The sequence below is a fragment of the Rhodanobacter lycopersici genome, from assembly GCF_040812335.1.
In the GTDB taxonomy this organism is placed as follows: Bacteria; Pseudomonadota; Gammaproteobacteria; order Xanthomonadales; family Rhodanobacteraceae; genus Rhodanobacter_A; species Rhodanobacter_A lycopersici.
In genome coordinates, this window is sequence record NZ_JBFOHK010000004.1 from 247,717 (window position 1) to 266,033 (window position 18,317).

Genomic DNA, 18,317 nt, shown 5'->3' on the forward strand with positions numbered 1-18,317 from the left:
CCCCCAACCATGAAGCACCGGTTCCCTGCCCTGTTCCTTGCCCTTGCCGCCGGCGTGCTGCTGGCCGGCTGTCACACCGTGAAGGACCTGGTGCCGACGAGCCTGGTGCCGCCGAACCTGCGCGCGCCGGAAAACAGCAACGATCCGCTCAAGCAGGCGCAGCAGCGCCTGCTCGACGCCACGCCCTGCTGCACCAGCTTCGCCGACTTCTCCTACCAGAGCCTGTTGCCCTGGCAACCGCAGCCGTTCACCCTTGGCAGCGGCAGCAGCGTGGCGAACATCAACGGCACGCACAGCTACTTCCTTGCCTTCCGCCTGCCCGAGGCCGCCAAGCTGCCCTACCGCGTGGCGTTCAAGTCGGAATTGAACGGCCGCTGGCTGAAGTCCAGCTACCTGTTCGCCCCCACCGTGGTGCTGCTGGACAGCGGCTTCCAGCCGATCGGCTCCGACGACATCTCGCTGTGCGAGCACATGGGCTGGAGCGACGCGACCTCCGGCGCATTCGGCAGCGTCACCGTCGCCAGCAAGCAGGCGCGCTACCTGCTGGTCTACAGCTCAGCCGCCCAGCAAGGCGGGAAGACCTACTGGGAGCAGTCGCCGGCGGCGTTTTCCGCGCAGTCCACCTCGACCAGCATGCCTACGCTGGACATGGGTTCCAGCGGCACCTTCAGCGTGCCGCACGGGCCGGACGGCACGATCTGGGTGGGCATGATGAACTCCAGCTACGCCAAGGCGGTGGACAACGCGGTCTGCAAGAAGCCGAAGGAAGGCGACGGCGTACTGAACACCTTGCGCAGTGCCCTGCCGCTGCCATGGAGCAGCAACACCAGCAGCACCGACACCGGCAGCGCCGCCAAGACCAAGGGGAGCTGAGCGTGCTGGCCATCTACCTGGGCCTGCTGTTCGCCGGCGTCGCCTTGTTCGTGCTCTCCTACGTGGCACCGTTCCGGGTGGCCACGCTGATGCGCCAGCGTTACCCGCAACACTGGCAGGTGGTGACCGAATCCGCCAAGGGCAGGACCGGCCCGTTGCATATATGGATGCGCATGCAATACGTGCTGCGTTCGCCTGCGCTGCCAGCGCTGCAGGATCGCGACATCGACCGCTGGCGCGGCGTCTGGCGCTACAGCCAGTGGCTGGGCTGGCTGTGCTGGCTGGCCGCATTGGCGATCCGCCTGCGCTGGGGCTGAGCGACCCAATCGACCACCGGAGCACGCCCATGCAACTGCAACTCGACGACCGCCATGCCCTGGTCTGCGGCGCCTCGCAAGGCATCGGCCGCGCCAGCGCGATCGAGCTGGCCGCGCTGGGTGCCAGCGTCACCGTGCTGGCGCGCCGCGCCGAGGCGTTGGAGGCGCTGGTGCGCGAGCTGCCGCGCACACACGCGGCGCAACGCCACGACTTCGTCGTCGCCGACGTGGGCGACATCGCCGCGCTGCGCACGCAGGCCGAGGCGCTCGTCGCCGCCGCACCGGTGCATGTCCTGGTCAACAACAGCGGCGGCCCGCCACCCGGCAGCGTGCTCGACGCGAGTCCCGAAGACTTCCTCGCCGCCTGGCGCCAGCACCTGCTGGCCTGCCACACGCTGGCACAGGCGGCAGTGCCGGGCATGCGCGCGGCGGGCTGGGGCCGCATCGTCAACGTGATCTCCACCTCGGTGCGCGAGCCGATTCCGGGCATCGGCGTGTCCAACACCACGCGCGGCGCAGTGGCCAGCTGGGCCAAGACCCTGGCCGGCGAGCTGGCGCCGTTCGGCATCACCGTCAACAACGTACTGCCCGGCTCCACCCGCACGCCGCGCATCGAGCAGATCGTCGCCGTGCGTGCACAAAAGAGCGGCAAGTCGCTGGTCGAGGTGCAGCAGGCGATGGAGGCCGAGGTGCCGATGCACCGCTTCGCCGAACCGGCGGAAATCGCCGCCGCGGTGGCCTTCCTCGCCTCCCCTGCCGCCAGCTACATCACCGGTGTCAGCCTGCCTGTGGACGGCGGGCGCATGCGCTCGCTGTAAGCCGTTCCCGCAAACGGGCGCGGCAATCGGATCGCCTCGCGTACGCCAGCGTCCGGTGCAATCGCGTGCTGCGCGGCGTAAGCTTGGCCGGATGCCTCCTACGCGACTCGCCAACCTGATCGACGGCCGCCTCGTGCCGCCCCAGGCCGATCGCTGGCTTGATGTGTTCGAGCCCGCCACCGGCGAAATCTTCGCCCAATGCCCCGATGCCGATGCCGCCGACGTAGCCGCCGCGGTCGAGGCCGCGCAACGCGCCGCACCGGGCTGGGCCGCCACGCCGACCGAACGGCGCGCACGCCTGCTGCATCGTCTCGCGGATTTGATCGAGGCGCGGCTGGACGAATTCGCCGCGCTGGAGTCACGCGACAGCGGCAAGCCGGCAAAGCTCGCGCGCAGCGTGGACATTCCGCGTGCGGTGAGCAACCTGCGCTACTTCGCCGCCGCCATCGAAACATGGAGCGGCGAATCGCATGCGATGGCGCTGGGCCAGCCAGACCAGGGCGCGATCAACTACACACTGCGCCAGCCGTTGGGCGTGGTGGGCTGCATCAGCCCATGGAACCTGCCGCTGTACCTGTTCACCTGGAAGATCGCGCCCGCGCTGGCCGCGGGCAACGCGGTGGTGGCCAAGCCTTCCGAGATCACGCCCTGCACTGCCGCCCTGCTCGGCGAGCTGGCCATCGAGGCCGGCCTGCCGCCCGGCATACTGAACATCGTGCACGGCCGCGGACCCACAGTGGGCCAGGCCCTCGTCGAGCACCCGCAGGTCAAGGCGATCTCCTTCACCGGCAGCACCGCCACCGGCGCGCATATCGCCGCGGCGGCCGCCGCGCAGTTCAAGAAGTTGTCGCTGGAGATGGGCGGCAAGAACCCGACCATCGTGTTCGCCGATGCAGACCTGTCCGACGCCAACCTCGACACCATCGTGCGCTCGGGCTTCGCCAACCAGGGCGAGATCTGCCTGTGCGGCTCGCGTCTGCTGGTACAGCGATCCATCTACGACACCTTCCGCGAGCGCTACCTGGAGCGCGTGCGCGCGCTGCGCGTGGGCGACCCCTGCGATGCGGCCAGCGACCTCGGTGCGCTGGTGTCCAGGTCCCATTACGACAAGGTGCTGGCCTGTCTTGCCCAGGCGCGCGCCGAGGGCGGCCACGTGCTGTGCGGCGGCGAAGCGGTCGCCGTGCCCGGCCGCTGCGCGCATGGCTGGTTCGTGGCGCCCACGGTGATCGAGGGGTTGCCGAACGAAGCCGCCACCAACCAGCAGGAAATCTTCGGCCCGGCGGTGACGCTGATCCCGTTCGAGGACGAGGCAGAAGCGCTGGCGGTCGCCAACGGCACCGGCTACGGCCTCGCCGCCTCGCTGTGGACGCGCGATCTTGCCCGTGCGCACCGGCTCGCCGCGCAACTGGAATTCGGCATCGTGTGGATCAACTGCTGGATGCTGCGCGACCTGCGCACGCCGTTCGGCGGCGCAAAGCACTCGGGCCTGGGCCGCGAGGGCGGCACCGAGGCGCTGCATTTCTTCACCGAGCCCAAGAATGTCTGCATCCGCTATTGAAGGAACCCCGATGAACTCGTTGCAGGATCTGCTGGCCAACAATCGGCGCTGGGCGGGCCAGGTCGTCGCGCAGGAACCGGACTACTTCGAGAAACTCGTCCACCAGCAGGCGCCGAAATACCTGTGGATCGGCTGCGCCGACTCGCGTGTGCCATCCACCCAGATCGTCGACCTGCCGCCGGGCGAGATCTTCGTGCACCGCAACGTGGCCAACGTGGTGGTGCACACCGATCTCAACGCGCTCAGCTGCATCCAGTTCGCGGTGGACGTGCTCAAGGTGAAGCACATCCTGGTGGTCGGCCATTACGGCTGCGGCGGCGTCGGCGCGGTACTGCAGCAGTCGCGGCTGGGCCTGATCGACAACTGGCTGCGCCACATCGGCGACGTTGCGCTGAAGCACCCCGACAAGCTCGATCCGGCCGTCGCGTTCGAAGTGCGCCACGCGCGCCTGTGCGAACTCAACGCGATCGAGCAGGCGGTGAACGTGTGCCACAGCACCATCGTCCGCGACGCCTGGGAACGCGGCCAGCAGCTGGCCGTGCATGCCTGGATCTACGGGCTGAAGGACGGCCACATCCACGACCTGGGACTGGACGTGCGCGGCCATGCACAGCTGCCTGCAGCCTACGAAGGCGTGCTCGCCAGCCTGGCCGAACGCTGGAGCACGCAGTGAGTGACATCGTGCGCACCGACGCGGCACCGGCGCCCGTAGGCGCCTATCCGCATGCGCGGCGCGTGGGCAATCTGCTGTTCCTCTCCGGCGTCGGTCCGCGCCAACCGGGCAGCAACACGATCCCCGGCAACATCCACGATGCCGATGGCAAGCTGGTGGCCTACGACATCGAGGCGCAGTGCCGCCAGGTGTTCGCCAACGTGCGCGCGGTGCTGGAAGCCAGCGGCGCGCACTGGGAAGACCTGGTCGACATCACCGTCTTCCTCACCGACATGGCGCGCGACTTCCCTGCCTACAACCGGCTGTACGCCGAGCACTTCGCCGGCGTGGATGCCTGCCGCACCACGCTGGGCATCACTGCGCTGCCCACGCCGATCGCGATCGAGCTGAAATGCGTGGCGACGCTTGGTCTTCGCGATCGTCCCTGATTGCGAAAACCACATGGGCAGCCATCCCCGGGCCGCGCACATTTCAAAAAATGCCTCTGCGCTTATCCCTGAGCGCACAAAAAAACCCGCCGGCAAACCGGCGGGTTTTCGTGATACCGGTACCTCGACGATCAACCGCCGCTGGCGGGCGTCTCGGTCGCTGCGGACTTCTTCGTGGTCTTCTTGTGGTGCTTGCTCGACGACTTGTGGTGCTTGGCGGTCTTGTGTGCGGCAGTCTTGGAGGGAGCGGCAGACTGGGTGGTCTGCGCGGCCGGAGCGGCCTGCGGAGCAGCCTCCTGAGCCAGCACGGAACCGGACAGGGCCACGCCAGCGACGAGCAGGGAAGCAATCGCAAGTTTACGCATCATGACGGTGAACCTCGACGATATTGTTGTATCGCGAACCCGGCCGGAACCCGGCGCCACGGGTGGCGCGACGGGGTCACAATAGCAGCATCGCAGGGGTACTGGGACTGAACGAAGCACAGGTTTTGCGGAATGCGTCGACCACGGATACCCGAGCTTCAGCTTGGTGACGAGGCGTATAACAAACGGTCTCGCACGATGCCTCTCACCTCGATCTGCAAGCTGCGCGAATGACCGCCGACACGCACGCCGAACAGGGCTTTGCGCCATGCCACACAGCGGGAGGTGCCCGCCTCGTCAGAAACCGAAGCGTGCAGGTGCGTAGGGCAACGGGTCGAGCGCCGGCTTGGCGCCACCCAGCTGCGCGGCGACCAGTTCGCCGGTGGCGGCCGACATGCTTACTCCCAGCATGCCGTGCGCGGTGGCCAGATGCAGGTTGGTCCAGCGCGTGCTGGGGCCGATGATCGGCACCTCGTCCACGCTCATCGGACGCCAGCCCCACCATTCTTCCAGTTGCTCCGGGCCCTCCGGCTCGTGCAATCCGGCGGCTGCACCACGACGCAGCGCGTCGAGACGGGCGCGGTTGAGGCCCTCGGCGTAGCCGGAGAATTCCATCGTGCTGCCCAGCCGGTAGCCGCTGGCCCAGGTGGTGACGCAGACCTGGGCCTCGCGCAGCACCAGTGCGTGGCGCGGCGCCTGCGCCGGCCGCGTGTAGGTGATCGAGTAGCCCTTGCCCGGCTGCATCGGCAGGCGCAGACCCAGCGAACGTGCCAGCAGCGGAGACCACGCACCCAGTGCCAGCAGCACGCGCTCGCCGGTGAACACGCCGCGCGTGGTACGCACATGGCTGATGCGCCTGCCGTCGGTGGCGAAGCCCTCGACACGCGCGCCTCCCTCGATCACGCCGCCCAGTTCGCGCACGCGACGCGCCAGTTCGTCGACATAGCGATCCGGCCGTAGCCGCGCGTCACCGGGGTGGAACAGGCCGCCGGCTACGCCGGGCTTCAATGCCGGCTCCATCGCCTCCACCGCGTCGCCGCGCAGGCGCCGCACCTCGATGCCGAGGCGATCGAGCACGGTCGCATGGTGCCGCTCGTCGGCCGCCATCGCCTTCGCGGTGCGGTACACGTACAACTCGCCTTCCTCGGCGAATTCGCAATCCAGCGACTCGTCGCGCACCAGCCCGCCCAGCAGCAGGCGCGAACGCTGCAAGATCGCCGAGCGCGCCGCAGTGGCGCGATGGAAATCCGACCAGTTGCAGTGCCGGGCGAAGCCGAGCAGCCAGCGCAGGCGCGGCCCGTCGAAGCGGGGGTTGAGGTAGAGCGGCGCGTCGGCACGCAGCACCGAGCGCAACGCCACGCCCAGGGTGCCCGGCATCGCCAGCGGCGCGGCATGGCTGGGCGTGATCGTGCCGCAGTTGCCGTGCGAGGCGCCGCAGCCGGGCGTGCCCTGCTCCAGCACCCGCACCGAGGCCCCCTTGCGCAACAGATACAGCGCACAGGCCAGGCCGATCACCCCGCCGCCGAGTACCAGCACGTCTCCATGAGAAGTATCCATGGGCCGATTGTAACTGCCCGCCAGCAGCCGCCGTCTTGCGTTGCCCACATGCCACGGGCATGATCTGGCGAGTCTGTTCACTTGGCCCGGGTGTGTCGATCAACCTCGCCTCTCGTGCAGTCCTTCTTGTCGCGCTCCTGGTCAGCGCAAGCGCCCTTGCGCAGACGTTCAACCCCTCCGAGCTGAAACTGCTGGACACGATCGGGCACGAGCCCAATACGCTCGCCCGCTACCAGTACCTGAGCCAGGAAATACCGAAGCTTGCGCCGGACGACCGGGTGCTGGCGATGCAGTTCATGTCCTTCTCGCTGGACGAGCTGGGCCTCTACGACCAGGCCATCTTCAGTTTTCCGCTCAGGGACCGCCTGCCGTCCAACCTGGTCCTTCCGACTGCCGCGGACTGGAAGGCCGCCAACGCCGCCGACGTCATCACATCGCTCGCGGCGAACCGGCGCATCGTGATGATCAACGAGGCGCATCACGACACCCACACCCGCCTGCTCACGCTGGAACTGCTGCCCCGGCTGAGGGCCCTGGGCTTCAATTATTTTGCCGCCGAGGCGCTGACCGAGAACGACCCCGATCTGGCCAAACGGGGCTATCCCACTTCGAAGAGCGGCACGGAATACCTGCGCGACCCCGTGTACGGCGACATCGTGAGGGAGGCGATCCGGCTGGGCTACATCATCGTGCCCTACGACAACGGACTCGCCGGGCAGGCACGCGAGAACGGCCAGGCCGAAACCCTGTACCGGAAGGTATTCGCCAAGGATCCGCACGCGCGATTGTTCGTGCATGCCGGTTACGCCCATATCGACAAGGCCGTGGGGCGGCTCGGCGAGTTGCGTCCCATGGCGATGCGACTGGAGGCACTGACCGGGATAACGCCACTGTCGATCGACCAGACCGATCTCCTCGAAACCGGCCTGGATACCACGGATGCCTACCATCGGCTCGCGCATGCGTTTCCGTCCGGGAAACCCGAGGTGCTGCTCAACCTGCGCACAGGCCAGCCATGGAGCGCCCGCCCGGCCGCTTACGACCTCAGCGTGATCCTGCCGCCCAGCCTCACCATCCACGCATTCGGCGAGTACAAGTACGGATACAGGAATGACTCCATCGTGGGGGGCCTGCCGCACATAGACGACACCAACGAGATGCAACGGGCGGATTGGCTCTCCCTGGACGGAAAGCGCCGGCCCTTTCCCATAAGCGCGGCGCTCTGCAGAAATTCCATCCCCTGCGTGGTCGATGTGCACTACCCCGGCGAACCGGACGACGCCATCACCGCCGACCGCTATGCCTTCATGGGCTCCAAGGAGGCCACTCTGCTCTACCTGCGCCCCGGCCGTTACCGGCTGCTCGCCCGCGGCAGCGATGGGACCCACCTGCTGGAACACACCATCAACGTGCCTCAGCCATAGGCGCTTGCATTGGGAAAATTACGGGTGTAGTTTCATCGGGAACTACGCCCGTAATCTTTTGCCGGTGCAATCATGGCCACCCCGTCGATAACGATCAGTGAAGCCGAAAGCCGCGTGATGGAGGTGCTGTGGCGCAAGGCGCCGCAGACCTCCGAGGAGATCGTCGCCACCCTGCAGCAGGAGTGCGACTGGCACGACAAGACCATCCGCACCCTGCTGGGCCGCCTGCTCGGCAAGGGCGCGGTGAGCGCGGAAAAGGACGGCCGCCGTTATCTCTATTCGCCCATGCTCGGCCGCGAGCAGTGGCAGTCACAGGAAAGCCGCAGCCTGCTCGATCGCGTGTTCGGCGGCCGGCTCAGCCCGCTACTGGCACACTTCAGCCAGCACGAGAAGCTCAACGCGAGGGATGTCGCCGAACTGCGCAAATTGCTCGATGCCATCGAAAAGAAGGAGCGTTGAGATGGGGACCGTCCTGCTGCGCAGCCTGCTGTTCACCACTGCGGCACTGACCCTGGTGCTGCTGGCACGCCGTCCCGTGCGGCAGGCCTTCGGCGCCGGCCCCGCCTTCGGCCTGTGGTTGCTGCCCGGGCTGGCCATGGCCCTGCCGTGGTTGCCGGGCCTGCCTGTGCACTGGACCGCGCTGCCCGCCATCCGGGTGTTGCCCGATGCCATCGTCGGCGGCATGGCAGGCAGCCATGCCGCCGCGACCACCCCCTGGCTGTGCTGGCCCTGGCTGGCCGGCACGGTTGCGATGCTGCTGCGGCTGGCCATGCACTACCTGCGCCTACGCCGGCAGAGCCGTCCGCTGCCGGCCACCCTGGCGGCGAGCCTGCGGCATGAACTGGACGGCCTCGCTCCTCGCCGGCTGCGCCTGCACCCCGCCGGCCCGGCCGTGCTGTGGGCGCCACGCAGCCTGTTGCTGCTGCCGGCGGATTTCCTCGAACGCTTCGCCACGGATGAACGGCGCCTGGTGCTGCGCCACGAACTCACCCATCTGCGCCGCGGCGACGCGCTGTGGAGCCTGCTCGCCGAGTTGGCGGCGGCGCTGCTGTGGTTCCACCCGCTGGTCTGGCTGGCACGACCTCGCTTCCGGCTGGACCAGGAACTGGCCTGCGACGAACGGGTGCTGCGCGGCGCATCGCGCGACGAAGCCGGCTATGCCCACACCTTGCTGCACAGCGTCGGCCTGTCCCCGGCGCCGGCGCTGATTCCCTGGCTCGACCAGCCCCAACTCAAGGAGCGGCTCACCATGATCCGGCGTCATCGCCCCGGCGCCCTGCGCCGCCGTGCGGGTTATGCCGCGCTTGCCGTGCTGATGGCCGGCAGCATGTTCGTAGCGCAGGCCGCCATCCAGGATCGTGCAGCCGGTCAGGACCTCACCTACAACGCGCGCGTCATGCCGCGCTATCCCAAGGCGGCGATAAAGAACAAGGAACAGGGCACGGTGGTACTGAAGATACTGGTCGGCAAAAACGGCAAGCCGCTCAAGATCGATATCGACCCGGTGACCAGGGCCGCACCGGATCTGGCCGAGGCTGCCCGCGACGCGGCCACGCAGTGGCGTTTTAATCCGGAGATCAAGAATGGCAAGCCGGCCGAGGGTTATGCGCGAGTACCGGTGACGTTCAACCTGACGCCAATGGTCGACAAGGCCGAAGTTGAGAAACAAAGTTCGAAATAGAAGAAAGTCAATTGATTTGCATATGAATTATTGAATTGATAACCTCGGCTCGTCCGACCCCGAGGTTGTCCGGTGAATCCGCCGTCCATTGCCCGATCCGCAGCTTCGCCCACGCGCATCGCCCGCCTGGCGCTGCTGATCGTCGCCATCGCCCTGCTCGCCGCCTGCGCCGGCGCCCCCCGCCGCAGCGGCATCGCCCCATCCGCCCTGGCCAACGAACCCGCGCGCGGCCCCGATGGCGAGATCGCCGCCGCCAACGACGTGCTGTTCCGCGCGATGGCCCTGGTCGGCACGCCCTACCACTGGGGCGGCAACACCCCTGCCGGCGGCTTCGACTGCAGTGGTCTGGTCGACTACATCTACCGCAATGCCACCGGCCTCCAGCTGCCGCGCACTTCCGGCGAGATGGCGGACATGGGCGTGCGCAAGGTGAAGCGCATGACCCAGCTGGTCAGCGGCGACCTGGTGTTCTTCGACATCGGCGGCCATATCAGCCACGTGGGTGTCTATGTGGGCAAGGGCCGCTTCGTGCATGCGCCCAACAGCGGCGGCACCGTGCGGCTGGACGACATCGACGGGCGGTACTGGGCCGAGCACTTTGCGTTCGGGAGGCGGGTGCTGGATTGAGCGGCGGCTGCGCAGCCGCTCAATCCGATCCACGGATGGATCGCACGCTGGCCAGTCGCACCAAACTGGCCAGCGGAACCTGATCCGGGCTCGACCGGACCAGGCGAGTCGGGAAAGTGCAGGACAGCACTTTCCGACATGGGTAAAGGGCTTTGCTCTTCGACGGGAAAAGCCAGGAAACAGCATTGCGCGAGCTTGGCCCCTGTCCCCAACCCTCTCCCCTCCGGGGAGAGGAAGCAAACGAAAAGCGGCGCCCGGGGCGCCGCTTTGGCTTTGACTCTTGATCCGCCGGTCAGTGCGGAGCGCTGCCCGGCGGATGCGCATGCCCGTGCTTCAGTTCTTCCTCGGTGCCGTCGCGCACTTCCTGGATGCTCACGTCGAAATCCAGGGTCTTGCCAGCCATCGGGTGGTTGAGGTCCACGTCGACCGCGCTCATGCCGACCTTGTGCACGGTCACCGCGCGCTGACCACCTTCCTTCAGCGACAACACGGTGGTCATGCCGGGCTTGAGGTACTTGGCGTCCTGGAAATACTTCTTCGGCACACGCTGGATCTGGCCTTCCTGGCGCTCGCCGTAGCCGTCGGCCGGAGCGATCGAAACCTGCAGGTTGTCGCCGGCGGCATGGTCTTCCAGTGCCTTCTCCAGACCCGGGATCAGCTGGCCGTGGCCGAGCAGGATCCACAGCGGTTCGCCGCGATCGTGCGAACTCTCGACCTTCCCGCCATCCACGCTGAGCGTGTAGTGCAGCGCGACGACTTTGTCCTTGCCAGCCTTCATTGCATGTCTCTCGAATGGGTGCAAAACGGGAATTCTATCAGGTGCCGGACCTGCCGAAGCCCACCCCGCGCGCCTCCGGCCCCAGCCACACCAGCACCGCCAGCACCACGGCAACCACCGCGATCCACAACGACATCGCCCAGGCGAAATCGCCACCATGCCCGTGCGCCAGCCAGGTCTGCGCGGTGGCGGTGCCCGCGGCGAGCAGGTTGCCCAGCTGATAGGCGAAGCCCGGCAGGGTACCGCGCACCGCGTCCGGCGACAGTTCATTGAGATGGGTGGGCACCACGCCCCAGGCGCCCTGCACCATCACCTGGATCAGGAAGGCGCCGAGGCCGAGCAGCCACAGCGAGCCGCCGTACATCCACAGCGGGATCACCGGGATCGCCAGCAACGCGGAAACGATCATGGCCTTGCGCCGCCCCACCCGCTCCGACCACGCGCCGAAGAACAGCCCGCCGACCAGCGCACCCAGGTTCAGCAGCGCCACCAGCAGGAAGGCCGTGCCCGAGCCGGTGGGCAGGTGCAGGTTCACTTCCTCGAAGGTGTGGTACATGTCCTGCGAGCCGTGGCTGAAGGCGTTGAACGCGCACATCAGCACGATCATGTAGGCGAACAGCTTCCAGTGGCCGCGCATCGCCTCGCCTACCCCGACCTTGCCGCGCGCGTGCTGACCCGCCTGCCACACCGGCGACTCCGGCACCTTGCGCCGGATGTACAGCACCAGCAGCGCCGGCAGCGTGCCCACCACGAACAGGCCGCGCCAGCCGATGGCATCGACCAGCAGCCAGTTCGCCAGCGCGGCCAGGAAGAAGCCGCAGGGATAGCCGCTCTGCAGCAGGCCCGAGACCAGGCCGCGCGACTTCGGCGGGATCGATTCCATCGCCAGCGAGGCGCCGATGCCCCATTCGCCGCCCATCGCCACGCCGAACAGGAAGCGCAACACCAGCAGCATCGCCAGCGAAGTGGAGAACGCGGTGGCCAGCTCGAACAGCGAAAACAGGATCACGTCCAGCATCAGCACCGGCCGCCGCCCGTAACGGTCCGCCAGCCGTCCGAAGACCAGCGCGCCCAGCGGCCGCGCCGCCAGGGTCAGCGTCAGCGCGAACGTGACCTCGGTATTCCCGGCGTCGAACTCCTTCGCGATGGCCACGATCACCAGGGTGAGCAGGAAGTAGTCGAACGCATCCAGCGTCCAGCCGAGGAAGCTCGCCAGCACGGTGTGGCGCTGCTCGTGATTCAGTTCGCGCAAGGACGACAGCAGCGACATGATGGGCACTCCGCGAGGCAAGGGGGCAGGCTAGCATGCTCCCGGGGCGCAGCCGGCACGCATATCGGTTACAATGCCCGAACGGTTTCCCGACCGTTGGCGGTTTCGCCGCCCCCATTCCCCAAGATCGCAACACGGTTCCGCTTGAACGCTCCGGGTTGCACAGGAGTCGTTCCATGTCTTTCGAATCGCTGGGCCTTGCGCCCGCGTTGTTGCGTGCGCTTGCCGAACAGGGCTACGCCGAACCCACCCCGGTGCAGGCCGGCGCCATCCCACTGGTACTGCAGGGCCACGACCTGCTGGCCGCCGCGCAGACCGGCACCGGCAAGACCGCCGCGTTCGCGCTGCCGCTGCTGCACAAGCTCTCCGGTGGCGGCGCAACCATGACGCGCCGCCCTCGTGCGCTGGTGCTCACCCCCACCCGCGAACTGGCCGCGCAGATCCTCGACAACGCGCAGGCCTACGGCAAGCACCTGCGCATCAGCGCCACCACCATCTTCGGCGGCGTGGGTATGGGCCCGCAGATCAACGCGCTGCGCCGCGGCGTGGACATCGTGATCGCCACCCCCGGTCGCCTGATCGACCACATGCAGCAGCGCACGATCGACCTGTCCGGCGTCGAGACGTTGGTGCTGGACGAAGCTGACCGCATGCTCGACATGGGCTTCCTGCCGGCGCTGAAGCGCATCCTCGGCGCGCTGCCGAAGCAACGGCAGACCCTGCTGTTCTCCGCCACCTTCGCGCCCGAGATCAAGGCGCTGGCGATGCAGTTCATGCGCGAGCCGCGCGAGGTCACGGTCACTCCGCCGAACACCGTGGCCGCCCTGGTCAGCCATCACGTGCATCCGGTCGATGCCTCGCGCAAGCGCGACCTGCTGCTGCATGTGCTGAGCCAGGACAGCCGCCGGCAGACACTGGTGTTCAGCCGCACCAAGCATGGCGCCGACAAGCTGGTGACCTTCCTCAACGCCTCGGGCCTGCGCGCAGCCGCGATCCACGGCAACAAGAGCCAGAACGCGCGTACCAAGGCCCTGAGCGACTTCAAGAGTGCCCGCATCACCGTGCTGGTGGCCACCGACATCGCCGCGCGCGGCATCGATATCGACCAGTTGCCGATGGTGATCAACTTCGACCTGCCGATGGTGGCCGAAGACTACGTGCACCGCATCGGCCGCACCGGCCGCGCCGGCAGCGAAGGCATGGCGGTGTCGCTGGTCAGCCACGACGAATCCGGCCTGCTGCGCGACATCCGCAAGCTGCTCAAGGACGAGATCGCCGTCGACAACGTGGCCGGCTTCGAGCCTTCCACCCCGTTGCGGCTGGATGCCGGCGCGCCGCGCCCCAAGCAGGGCCAGCGCCAGCCGCGTGCGCCGCAGCGTTCGCAGGGCGGGCAGTCGCAACGCTCGCAGGGTTCCTCGCAGGCGCACCGCCCGCATGGCCACGCCCAGAAGCAGGGCAATGGCGAACACGCCGCGGGCAACCGCAAGCGTCGTCATCGGGCACGTCCTGCCGCGAAGGCCTGACCAGCGCCTTTGCGTAGGAGCGCACCCTGTGCGCGAATGGCTTTGCACGTCGATCGGAGCAAAAGCATTCGCGCACAGGGCGCGCTCCTACAGCGCCTCCGGCCGGGTCAGGGCCGTGAGCACGTGGTCTTCCCACACGCCGGCGATCTGCAGATAGCGCTTTGCATAGCCCTCGCGCTCGAAGCCCAGCCGGGCCAGCAGGCGCGCGCTGCGTTCGTTGCGCGGTAGGTGGTTCGCCATGACGCGATGCAGGTCCAGCTCGCCGAAGGCCCAGTCCAGGCCCGCCTGCAACGCTTCGTGCATGACCCCCTGCCCTTGCACACACGCCGCTGCACCGTAACCGAGATGGCAGGCCTGGAAGGCACCGCGCACCACGTTGGCCATGGTGAAGGTAGCGAGGATTTCCGCCTCGTCGCAGTCGAACACCAGCAGTGGGTAGCCGCGATCCAGTCGCACATGCTCACGGCCATCGGCGATGGTCTGCACGCAATGCTCCAGCGTGTAGAACGCCTCCTCGCGTAGCGGCTCCCACGGCGCGAGATGCGCACGATTCGCCACGCGATAGCGCAGCAGTTCCTGCGCATCCGTCTCCTCGGCGAGGCGGATGCAGGTGCGTTCGGTATGCAGTCGTGGCGCAAGGTCCACGGCGTCAGCGTTCCTGATCGGTCGGCCGCACCAGCACTTCGTTGATGTTGACGTGCGACGGCCGGCTCACGCAGAAGGCGATCACTTCGGCGATGTCCTGGCTCTGCAGCTGGCGCATGCTGTCAGCCCAGGCGTTGAGCGCCTCCTTGGTGGCAGCATGCCCGATGTGCTCGCGCAGCTCGGTGGCCACCGCGCCCGGTTCGATCACGCTGACGCGGATGTTGTCCTTGTACACCTCGCGGCGCAGCGATTCGGAGAACGCCACCACGCCGAACTTGGTCGCCGCGTAGCCGCCCGCGTTCGGGTTGGCGATGCGGCCGGCGGTGGAGGAGATGTTGACGATGTGGCCCTCGCGCCGAGCGCGCATGCCGGCCAGCGCCGCCTGCGTGGCAGCGATCAGGCCGAGCACGTTGAGCTCCAGCATGTGCCGCCAGCGGCCGAGGTCGGCTTCGCCGATGGGCTCCAGGTACATCACGCCGGCGTTGTTGACGAGGATGTCCAGACGTCCGAACCGCTGCTCGGCTTCGTGCACGATGCGCTGCGCATCGGCTTCGTCGGCGAGGTCGGCCACCAGCACCAGCGGCTCGGCACCAAGCGTGGCCAGCTCCTGCGCCAGCGCATCCAGCCGTTCGCGGCGACGTGCCGCGATCGCCACCCTGGCCCCCTGCCGGGCCAGTTCCAGCGCGGTGGCCTCGCCGATGCCGGAGGAGGCGCCGGTCACCAGCGCGATGCGGTCTTTCAAACGGTTCTGCATGGTTCTCTCCTGATTAATTTCGTTCGCGCTGAGCGTAGCTTGCGCCAGCAGGCGCAGTCGAAGCGCCTTCGCGATCACCCTTCGACTCCGGCCCTTCGGGCCTACGCTCAGGGCGAACGGTGCAAATGCGCGAGCCGGTGCCCCTGCACGAGGACTGGTACAATGCCGCCCATTCTCCCGCATGCCGCCGTGCATGCCACCCCGAGGTTCCCCATGTCCGCCCCGTCTCCCGATTCCGCCCCGGCTGCCGCCGGCTTCGGCGCGCTTGCGCTTTCGCCCGAGGTGCAGAAGGCGCTGGCCGACGTGGGCTACGAGTCGCCCTCGCCGATCCAGGCCGCCACCATCCCGCCGCTGCTGGAAGGCCGCGACGTGCTGGGCCAGGCGCAGACCGGCACCGGCAAGACCGCCGCGTTCGCGCTGCCGATCCTGTCGCGCATCGACCTCAAGCCCGGCAAGCCGCAGGCGCTGGTGCTGGCGCCCACGCGCGAGCTGGCGATCCAGGTGGCCGAGGCGTTCCAGCGCTACGCCGCGCACCTGCCCGGCCTGCAGGTGCTGCCGATCTACGGCGGGCAGAGCTATGGCCCGCAGCTGCATGCGCTGCGCCGTGGCGTGCAGATCGTGGTGGGCACGCCCGGGCGCGTGATCGACCATCTCGACAAGGGCACGCTGGACCTCTCCGAACTGAAGTATCTGGTGCTCGACGAAGCCGACGAAATGCTGCGCATGGGCTTCGTCGACGACGTGGAGAAGGTGCTGGAAGCCACTCCCCCGACCCGCCAGGTGGCGCTGTTCTCGGCCACCATGCCGGCACCGATCCGCAAGATCGCGCAGCGGCACCTGAAGGAGCCGGTGGAGATCGCCATCAAGACGGCCACCACCACCGCGGCGAACATCCGCCAGCGCTACTGGTTCGTCAGCGGCCTGCACAAGCTGGACGCGATGACGCGCATCCTCGAAGCCGAGCCGTTCGACGCGATGATCGTGTTCGCGCGCACCAAGCAGGCCACCGAGGAACTGGCGGAGAAGCTGCAGGCGCGCGGCCTCGCCGCCGCCGCGATCAACGGCGACATCGCCCAGCCGCAGCGCGAGCGCGTGATCCAGCAGCTGAAGGACGGCAAGCTCGACATCCTTGTCGCCACCGACGTGGCCGCGCGCGGCCTCGACGTGGAACGGATCAGCCACGTGCTGAACTACGACATCCCCTACGACACGGAGAGCTACGTGCACCGCATCGGCCGCACCGGCCGCGCGGGCCGCAGCGGCGAGGCGATCCTGTTCGTCACGCCACGCGAGAAGGGCATGCTGCGCGCCATCGAACGCGCCACCCGGCAGAAGATCGACGAGATGAAGCTGCCCACGGTGGAAGCCGTGAACGACCAGCGCATCGCCAAGTTCAAGCAGCGCATCAGCGATACGCTGGCGATGGGTGAACTCGACCTGTTCCGCCAGCTCATCGAGCAGTACGAACAGGAGCACGACATCCCCGCCGTCGAGATCGCCGCCGCCCTGGCGCGCATCGCCCAGGGCGACCGCCCGCTGCTGCTCGCGCCGCCGCCGAAACGCGAATACGCGCCGCGCGAACACGACGAGCACCGCGGCAAACGCGAGCACGGCGAACATCACGACAAGCCCGAGCGCGGCAACCGGCACGAGCGTCCCGAACGCGAGCACCCGCGTACCACCGGCCATGTATCGCGCCCGCACAACACCGAAACCGGCAAGATCACCTACCGCATCGAAGTGGGCCACGACCACGGCGTGAAGCCCGGCAACATCATCGGCGCCATCGCCAACGAAGCCGGACTGGACAGCCAGTACATCGGCCGCCTCAGCATCCGCGGCGACCACAGCCTGGTCGACCTGCCCGATGGCATGCCGAAGGAAATCTTCGAGCACCTGAAGAAGGTCTGGGTGGCGCGCCAGCAGTTGCAGATCCACGCGTGGGACGGCAAGGACGATGACGCCGGCGAACAGGGTGCACATCCCGCACGCCGTCAGGGCGGCTTCCGCAAGGCTGGCGGCTTCAAGCCCGGCGGCGCCAAACCCGACCCGCGCAAGCCACGTGCGCACGGCGGCAAACCAACGCGCAAATAGCCTCTGCCCCCTCCTCCACTCGCGGGAGGGACAGCAGCGTTCGCAGGCGGCAACGCAGCGTTCCCGTTGCGCCCGCTGCAAATGCGGCCGCTGCCCTTACTCTGGGGGGAATTCCCCATGAGGCGATCTGCCATGCCTGCCCTGCCCAGCCTGTACGTCTCCCACGGCTCGCCGATGACCGCACTGCGGCCCGGTGCGACCGGCGCGCGGCTGGCGGAACTGGCGCGGGCCCTGCCGCGCCCCAAGGCCATCGTGATCGCCAGCGCGCATTGGCTGGCGCATGCGCCGCTGGTTGGCGGCGCCGCGCAGCCGGAAACGATCCACGATTTCCACGGCTTCCCGTCCGAGCTGTACCAGCTGCGCTACCCGGCGCCGGGCGCACCCGCACTTGCCGCGCAGGTGACCGAGCTGCTCGACCAGGCCGACCTCGCGCCGCAACTCGACCCGCAACGCGGACTGGACCATGGCGTCTGGGTGCCGCTGCACCTGCTCTATCCCGCGGCGGACATCCCGGTGGTGCCGCTGTCGATCCAGCCCGAACTCGGCCCCGCGCACCAGTACGCAGTGGGTCGCGCGCTGGCTCCTTTGCGCGAGGAAGGCGTGCTGGTAATCGGCTCGGGCAGCATCACCCACAACCTGCACGACTTTCGCGCCGGCTACGGCGCGGAGCGCGAGGCGCCCTACGTGCGCCCCTTCATCGGCTGGATCGAGCAGAAACTGGCGGCAGGTGATGTCGACGCCCTGCTCGACTACCGCCGCCAGGCGCCGTTCGCCCAGCGCGCCCATCCCACCGACGAGCACCTGTTGCCATTGTTCTTCGCATTGGGCGCGGCAGGCGATGGCGCGCACGCGCAACGCATCGACGCCGGCATCGACCTGGGCTTTCTGGCGATGGATATCTACCGCTTCGATTGAGCGGATGGAAACAACCG

At 68.0% G+C, this 18,317-nt stretch carries 19 protein-coding genes; 13 read left to right on the forward strand and 6 right to left on the reverse strand.

All coding sequences use genetic code 11. From position 1 onward, the window contains the following. The first annotated feature begins 9 nt into the window (after window positions 1-9). From ABQJ54_RS15020 to ABQJ54_RS15045, 6 genes are all read left to right on the forward strand, one after another. Entirely contained in the window at window positions 10-873 is an 864-nt protein-coding gene (locus tag ABQJ54_RS15020; protein WP_367855125.1) for a MalM family protein, read from the forward strand. Between the two features lie 2 nt (window positions 874-875). Next, a complete protein-coding gene (locus ABQJ54_RS15025; protein WP_367855126.1) occupies window positions 876-1,190 on the forward strand; it encodes a hypothetical protein in 315 nt (104 codons plus the stop codon). A gap of 29 nt (window positions 1,191-1,219) precedes the next feature. Beyond that, window positions 1,220-2,008, forward strand: coding sequence for an SDR family oxidoreductase (locus ABQJ54_RS15030; protein WP_367855127.1), 789 nt, complete (start codon window positions 1,220-1,222; stop codon window positions 2,006-2,008). 91 nt (window positions 2,009-2,099) lie between these two features. Further along, entirely contained in the window at window positions 2,100-3,566 is a 1,467-nt protein-coding gene (locus ABQJ54_RS15035; RefSeq protein ID WP_367855128.1) for an aldehyde dehydrogenase, read from the forward strand. 10 nt (window positions 3,567-3,576) lie between these two features. Continuing rightward, window positions 3,577-4,239: a carbonate dehydratase gene (can, locus tag ABQJ54_RS15040; protein ID WP_367855129.1), complete on the forward strand. Its 663-nt coding sequence runs from the start codon at window positions 3,577-3,579 to the stop codon at window positions 4,237-4,239. Further along, window positions 4,236-4,667, forward strand: coding sequence for a RidA family protein (locus ABQJ54_RS15045; protein WP_367855130.1), 432 nt, complete (start codon window positions 4,236-4,238; stop codon window positions 4,665-4,667). Before can ends, ABQJ54_RS15045 begins: the two co-directional genes overlap by 4 nt. Window positions 4,668-4,798: 131 nt before the next feature. On the opposite strand, the gene ABQJ54_RS15050 is transcribed toward ABQJ54_RS15045, so the two are convergent. Then, window positions 4,799-5,035 (reverse strand): hypothetical protein, encoded by a 237-nt coding sequence (locus ABQJ54_RS15050; RefSeq protein ID WP_367855131.1) that lies wholly within the window; start codon window positions 5,033-5,035, stop codon window positions 4,799-4,801. Window positions 5,036-5,329: 294 nt separating this feature from the next. Beyond that, window positions 5,330-6,589 (reverse strand): NAD(P)/FAD-dependent oxidoreductase, encoded by a 1,260-nt coding sequence (locus ABQJ54_RS15055; RefSeq protein ID WP_367855132.1) that lies wholly within the window; start codon window positions 6,587-6,589, stop codon window positions 5,330-5,332. Between the two features lie 59 nt (window positions 6,590-6,648). Between ABQJ54_RS15055 and ABQJ54_RS15060 the strand changes: the two genes are divergently transcribed. The 4 genes from ABQJ54_RS15060 to ABQJ54_RS15075 all read left to right on the forward strand — a co-directional run bounded on the left by ABQJ54_RS15060 (window position 6,649) and on the right by ABQJ54_RS15075 (window position 10,321). Then, window positions 6,649-8,013, forward strand: a complete 1,365-nt coding sequence (locus tag ABQJ54_RS15060; protein ID WP_367855133.1) for a hypothetical protein — start codon at window positions 6,649-6,651, stop codon at window positions 8,011-8,013. A 72-nt stretch (window positions 8,014-8,085) separates the two neighbouring features. Continuing rightward, the gene (locus ABQJ54_RS15065; RefSeq protein WP_367855134.1) at window positions 8,086-8,472 is read left to right on the forward strand and encodes a BlaI/MecI/CopY family transcriptional regulator; all 387 of its coding nucleotides are present in this window, start codon (window positions 8,086-8,088) and stop codon (window positions 8,470-8,472) included. 1 nt (window position 8,473) lies between these two features. Further along, a complete protein-coding gene (locus ABQJ54_RS15070) occupies window positions 8,474-9,694 on the forward strand; it encodes a M56 family metallopeptidase (protein ID WP_367855135.1) in 1,221 nt (406 codons plus the stop codon). A gap of 72 nt (window positions 9,695-9,766) precedes the next feature. Next, window positions 9,767-10,321 carry a C40 family peptidase gene (locus ABQJ54_RS15075; RefSeq protein ID WP_367855136.1) on the forward strand — a complete coding sequence of 185 codons (555 nt, stop codon included), beginning with the start codon at window positions 9,767-9,769 and terminating at the stop codon, window positions 10,319-10,321. Window positions 10,322-10,613: 292 nt separating this feature from the next. On the opposite strand, the gene ABQJ54_RS15080 is transcribed toward ABQJ54_RS15075, so the two are convergent. Then, on the reverse strand, window positions 10,614-11,099 hold the full coding sequence (locus tag ABQJ54_RS15080) for an FKBP-type peptidyl-prolyl cis-trans isomerase (protein WP_367855137.1): 486 nt from the start codon (window positions 11,097-11,099) through the stop codon (window positions 10,614-10,616). A gap of 37 nt (window positions 11,100-11,136) precedes the next feature. Next, a complete protein-coding gene (locus ABQJ54_RS15085) occupies window positions 11,137-12,369 on the reverse strand; it encodes an MFS transporter (protein ID WP_367855138.1) in 1,233 nt (410 codons plus the stop codon). 176 nt (window positions 12,370-12,545) lie between these two features. Between ABQJ54_RS15085 and ABQJ54_RS15090 the strand changes: the two genes are divergently transcribed. Beyond that, window positions 12,546-13,892 (forward strand): DEAD/DEAH box helicase, encoded by a 1,347-nt coding sequence (locus tag ABQJ54_RS15090; protein WP_367855139.1) that lies wholly within the window; start codon window positions 12,546-12,548, stop codon window positions 13,890-13,892. 87 nt (window positions 13,893-13,979) lie between these two features. Here the strand turns inward: ABQJ54_RS15090 and ABQJ54_RS15095 are convergent, their stop codons facing one another. Then, the gene (locus tag ABQJ54_RS15095; RefSeq protein WP_367855140.1) at window positions 13,980-14,537 is read right to left on the reverse strand and encodes a GNAT family N-acetyltransferase; all 558 of its coding nucleotides are present in this window, start codon (window positions 14,535-14,537) and stop codon (window positions 13,980-13,982) included. 4 nt (window positions 14,538-14,541) lie between these two features. Continuing rightward, window positions 14,542-15,291, reverse strand: a complete 750-nt coding sequence (locus ABQJ54_RS15100) for an SDR family NAD(P)-dependent oxidoreductase (protein WP_367855141.1) — start codon at window positions 15,289-15,291, stop codon at window positions 14,542-14,544. 213 nt (window positions 15,292-15,504) lie between these two features. Between ABQJ54_RS15100 and ABQJ54_RS15105 the strand changes: the two genes are divergently transcribed. Together ABQJ54_RS15105 and ABQJ54_RS15110 are read left to right on the forward strand one after the other, a co-directional pair. Further along, window positions 15,505-17,385, forward strand: a complete 1,881-nt coding sequence (locus tag ABQJ54_RS15105; RefSeq protein WP_367855142.1) for a DEAD/DEAH box helicase — start codon at window positions 15,505-15,507, stop codon at window positions 17,383-17,385. 132 nt (window positions 17,386-17,517) lie between these two features. Continuing rightward, entirely contained in the window at window positions 17,518-18,300 is a 783-nt protein-coding gene (locus tag ABQJ54_RS15110) for a dioxygenase family protein (RefSeq protein WP_367855357.1), read from the forward strand. Window positions 18,301-18,317: the final 17 nt, after the last annotated feature.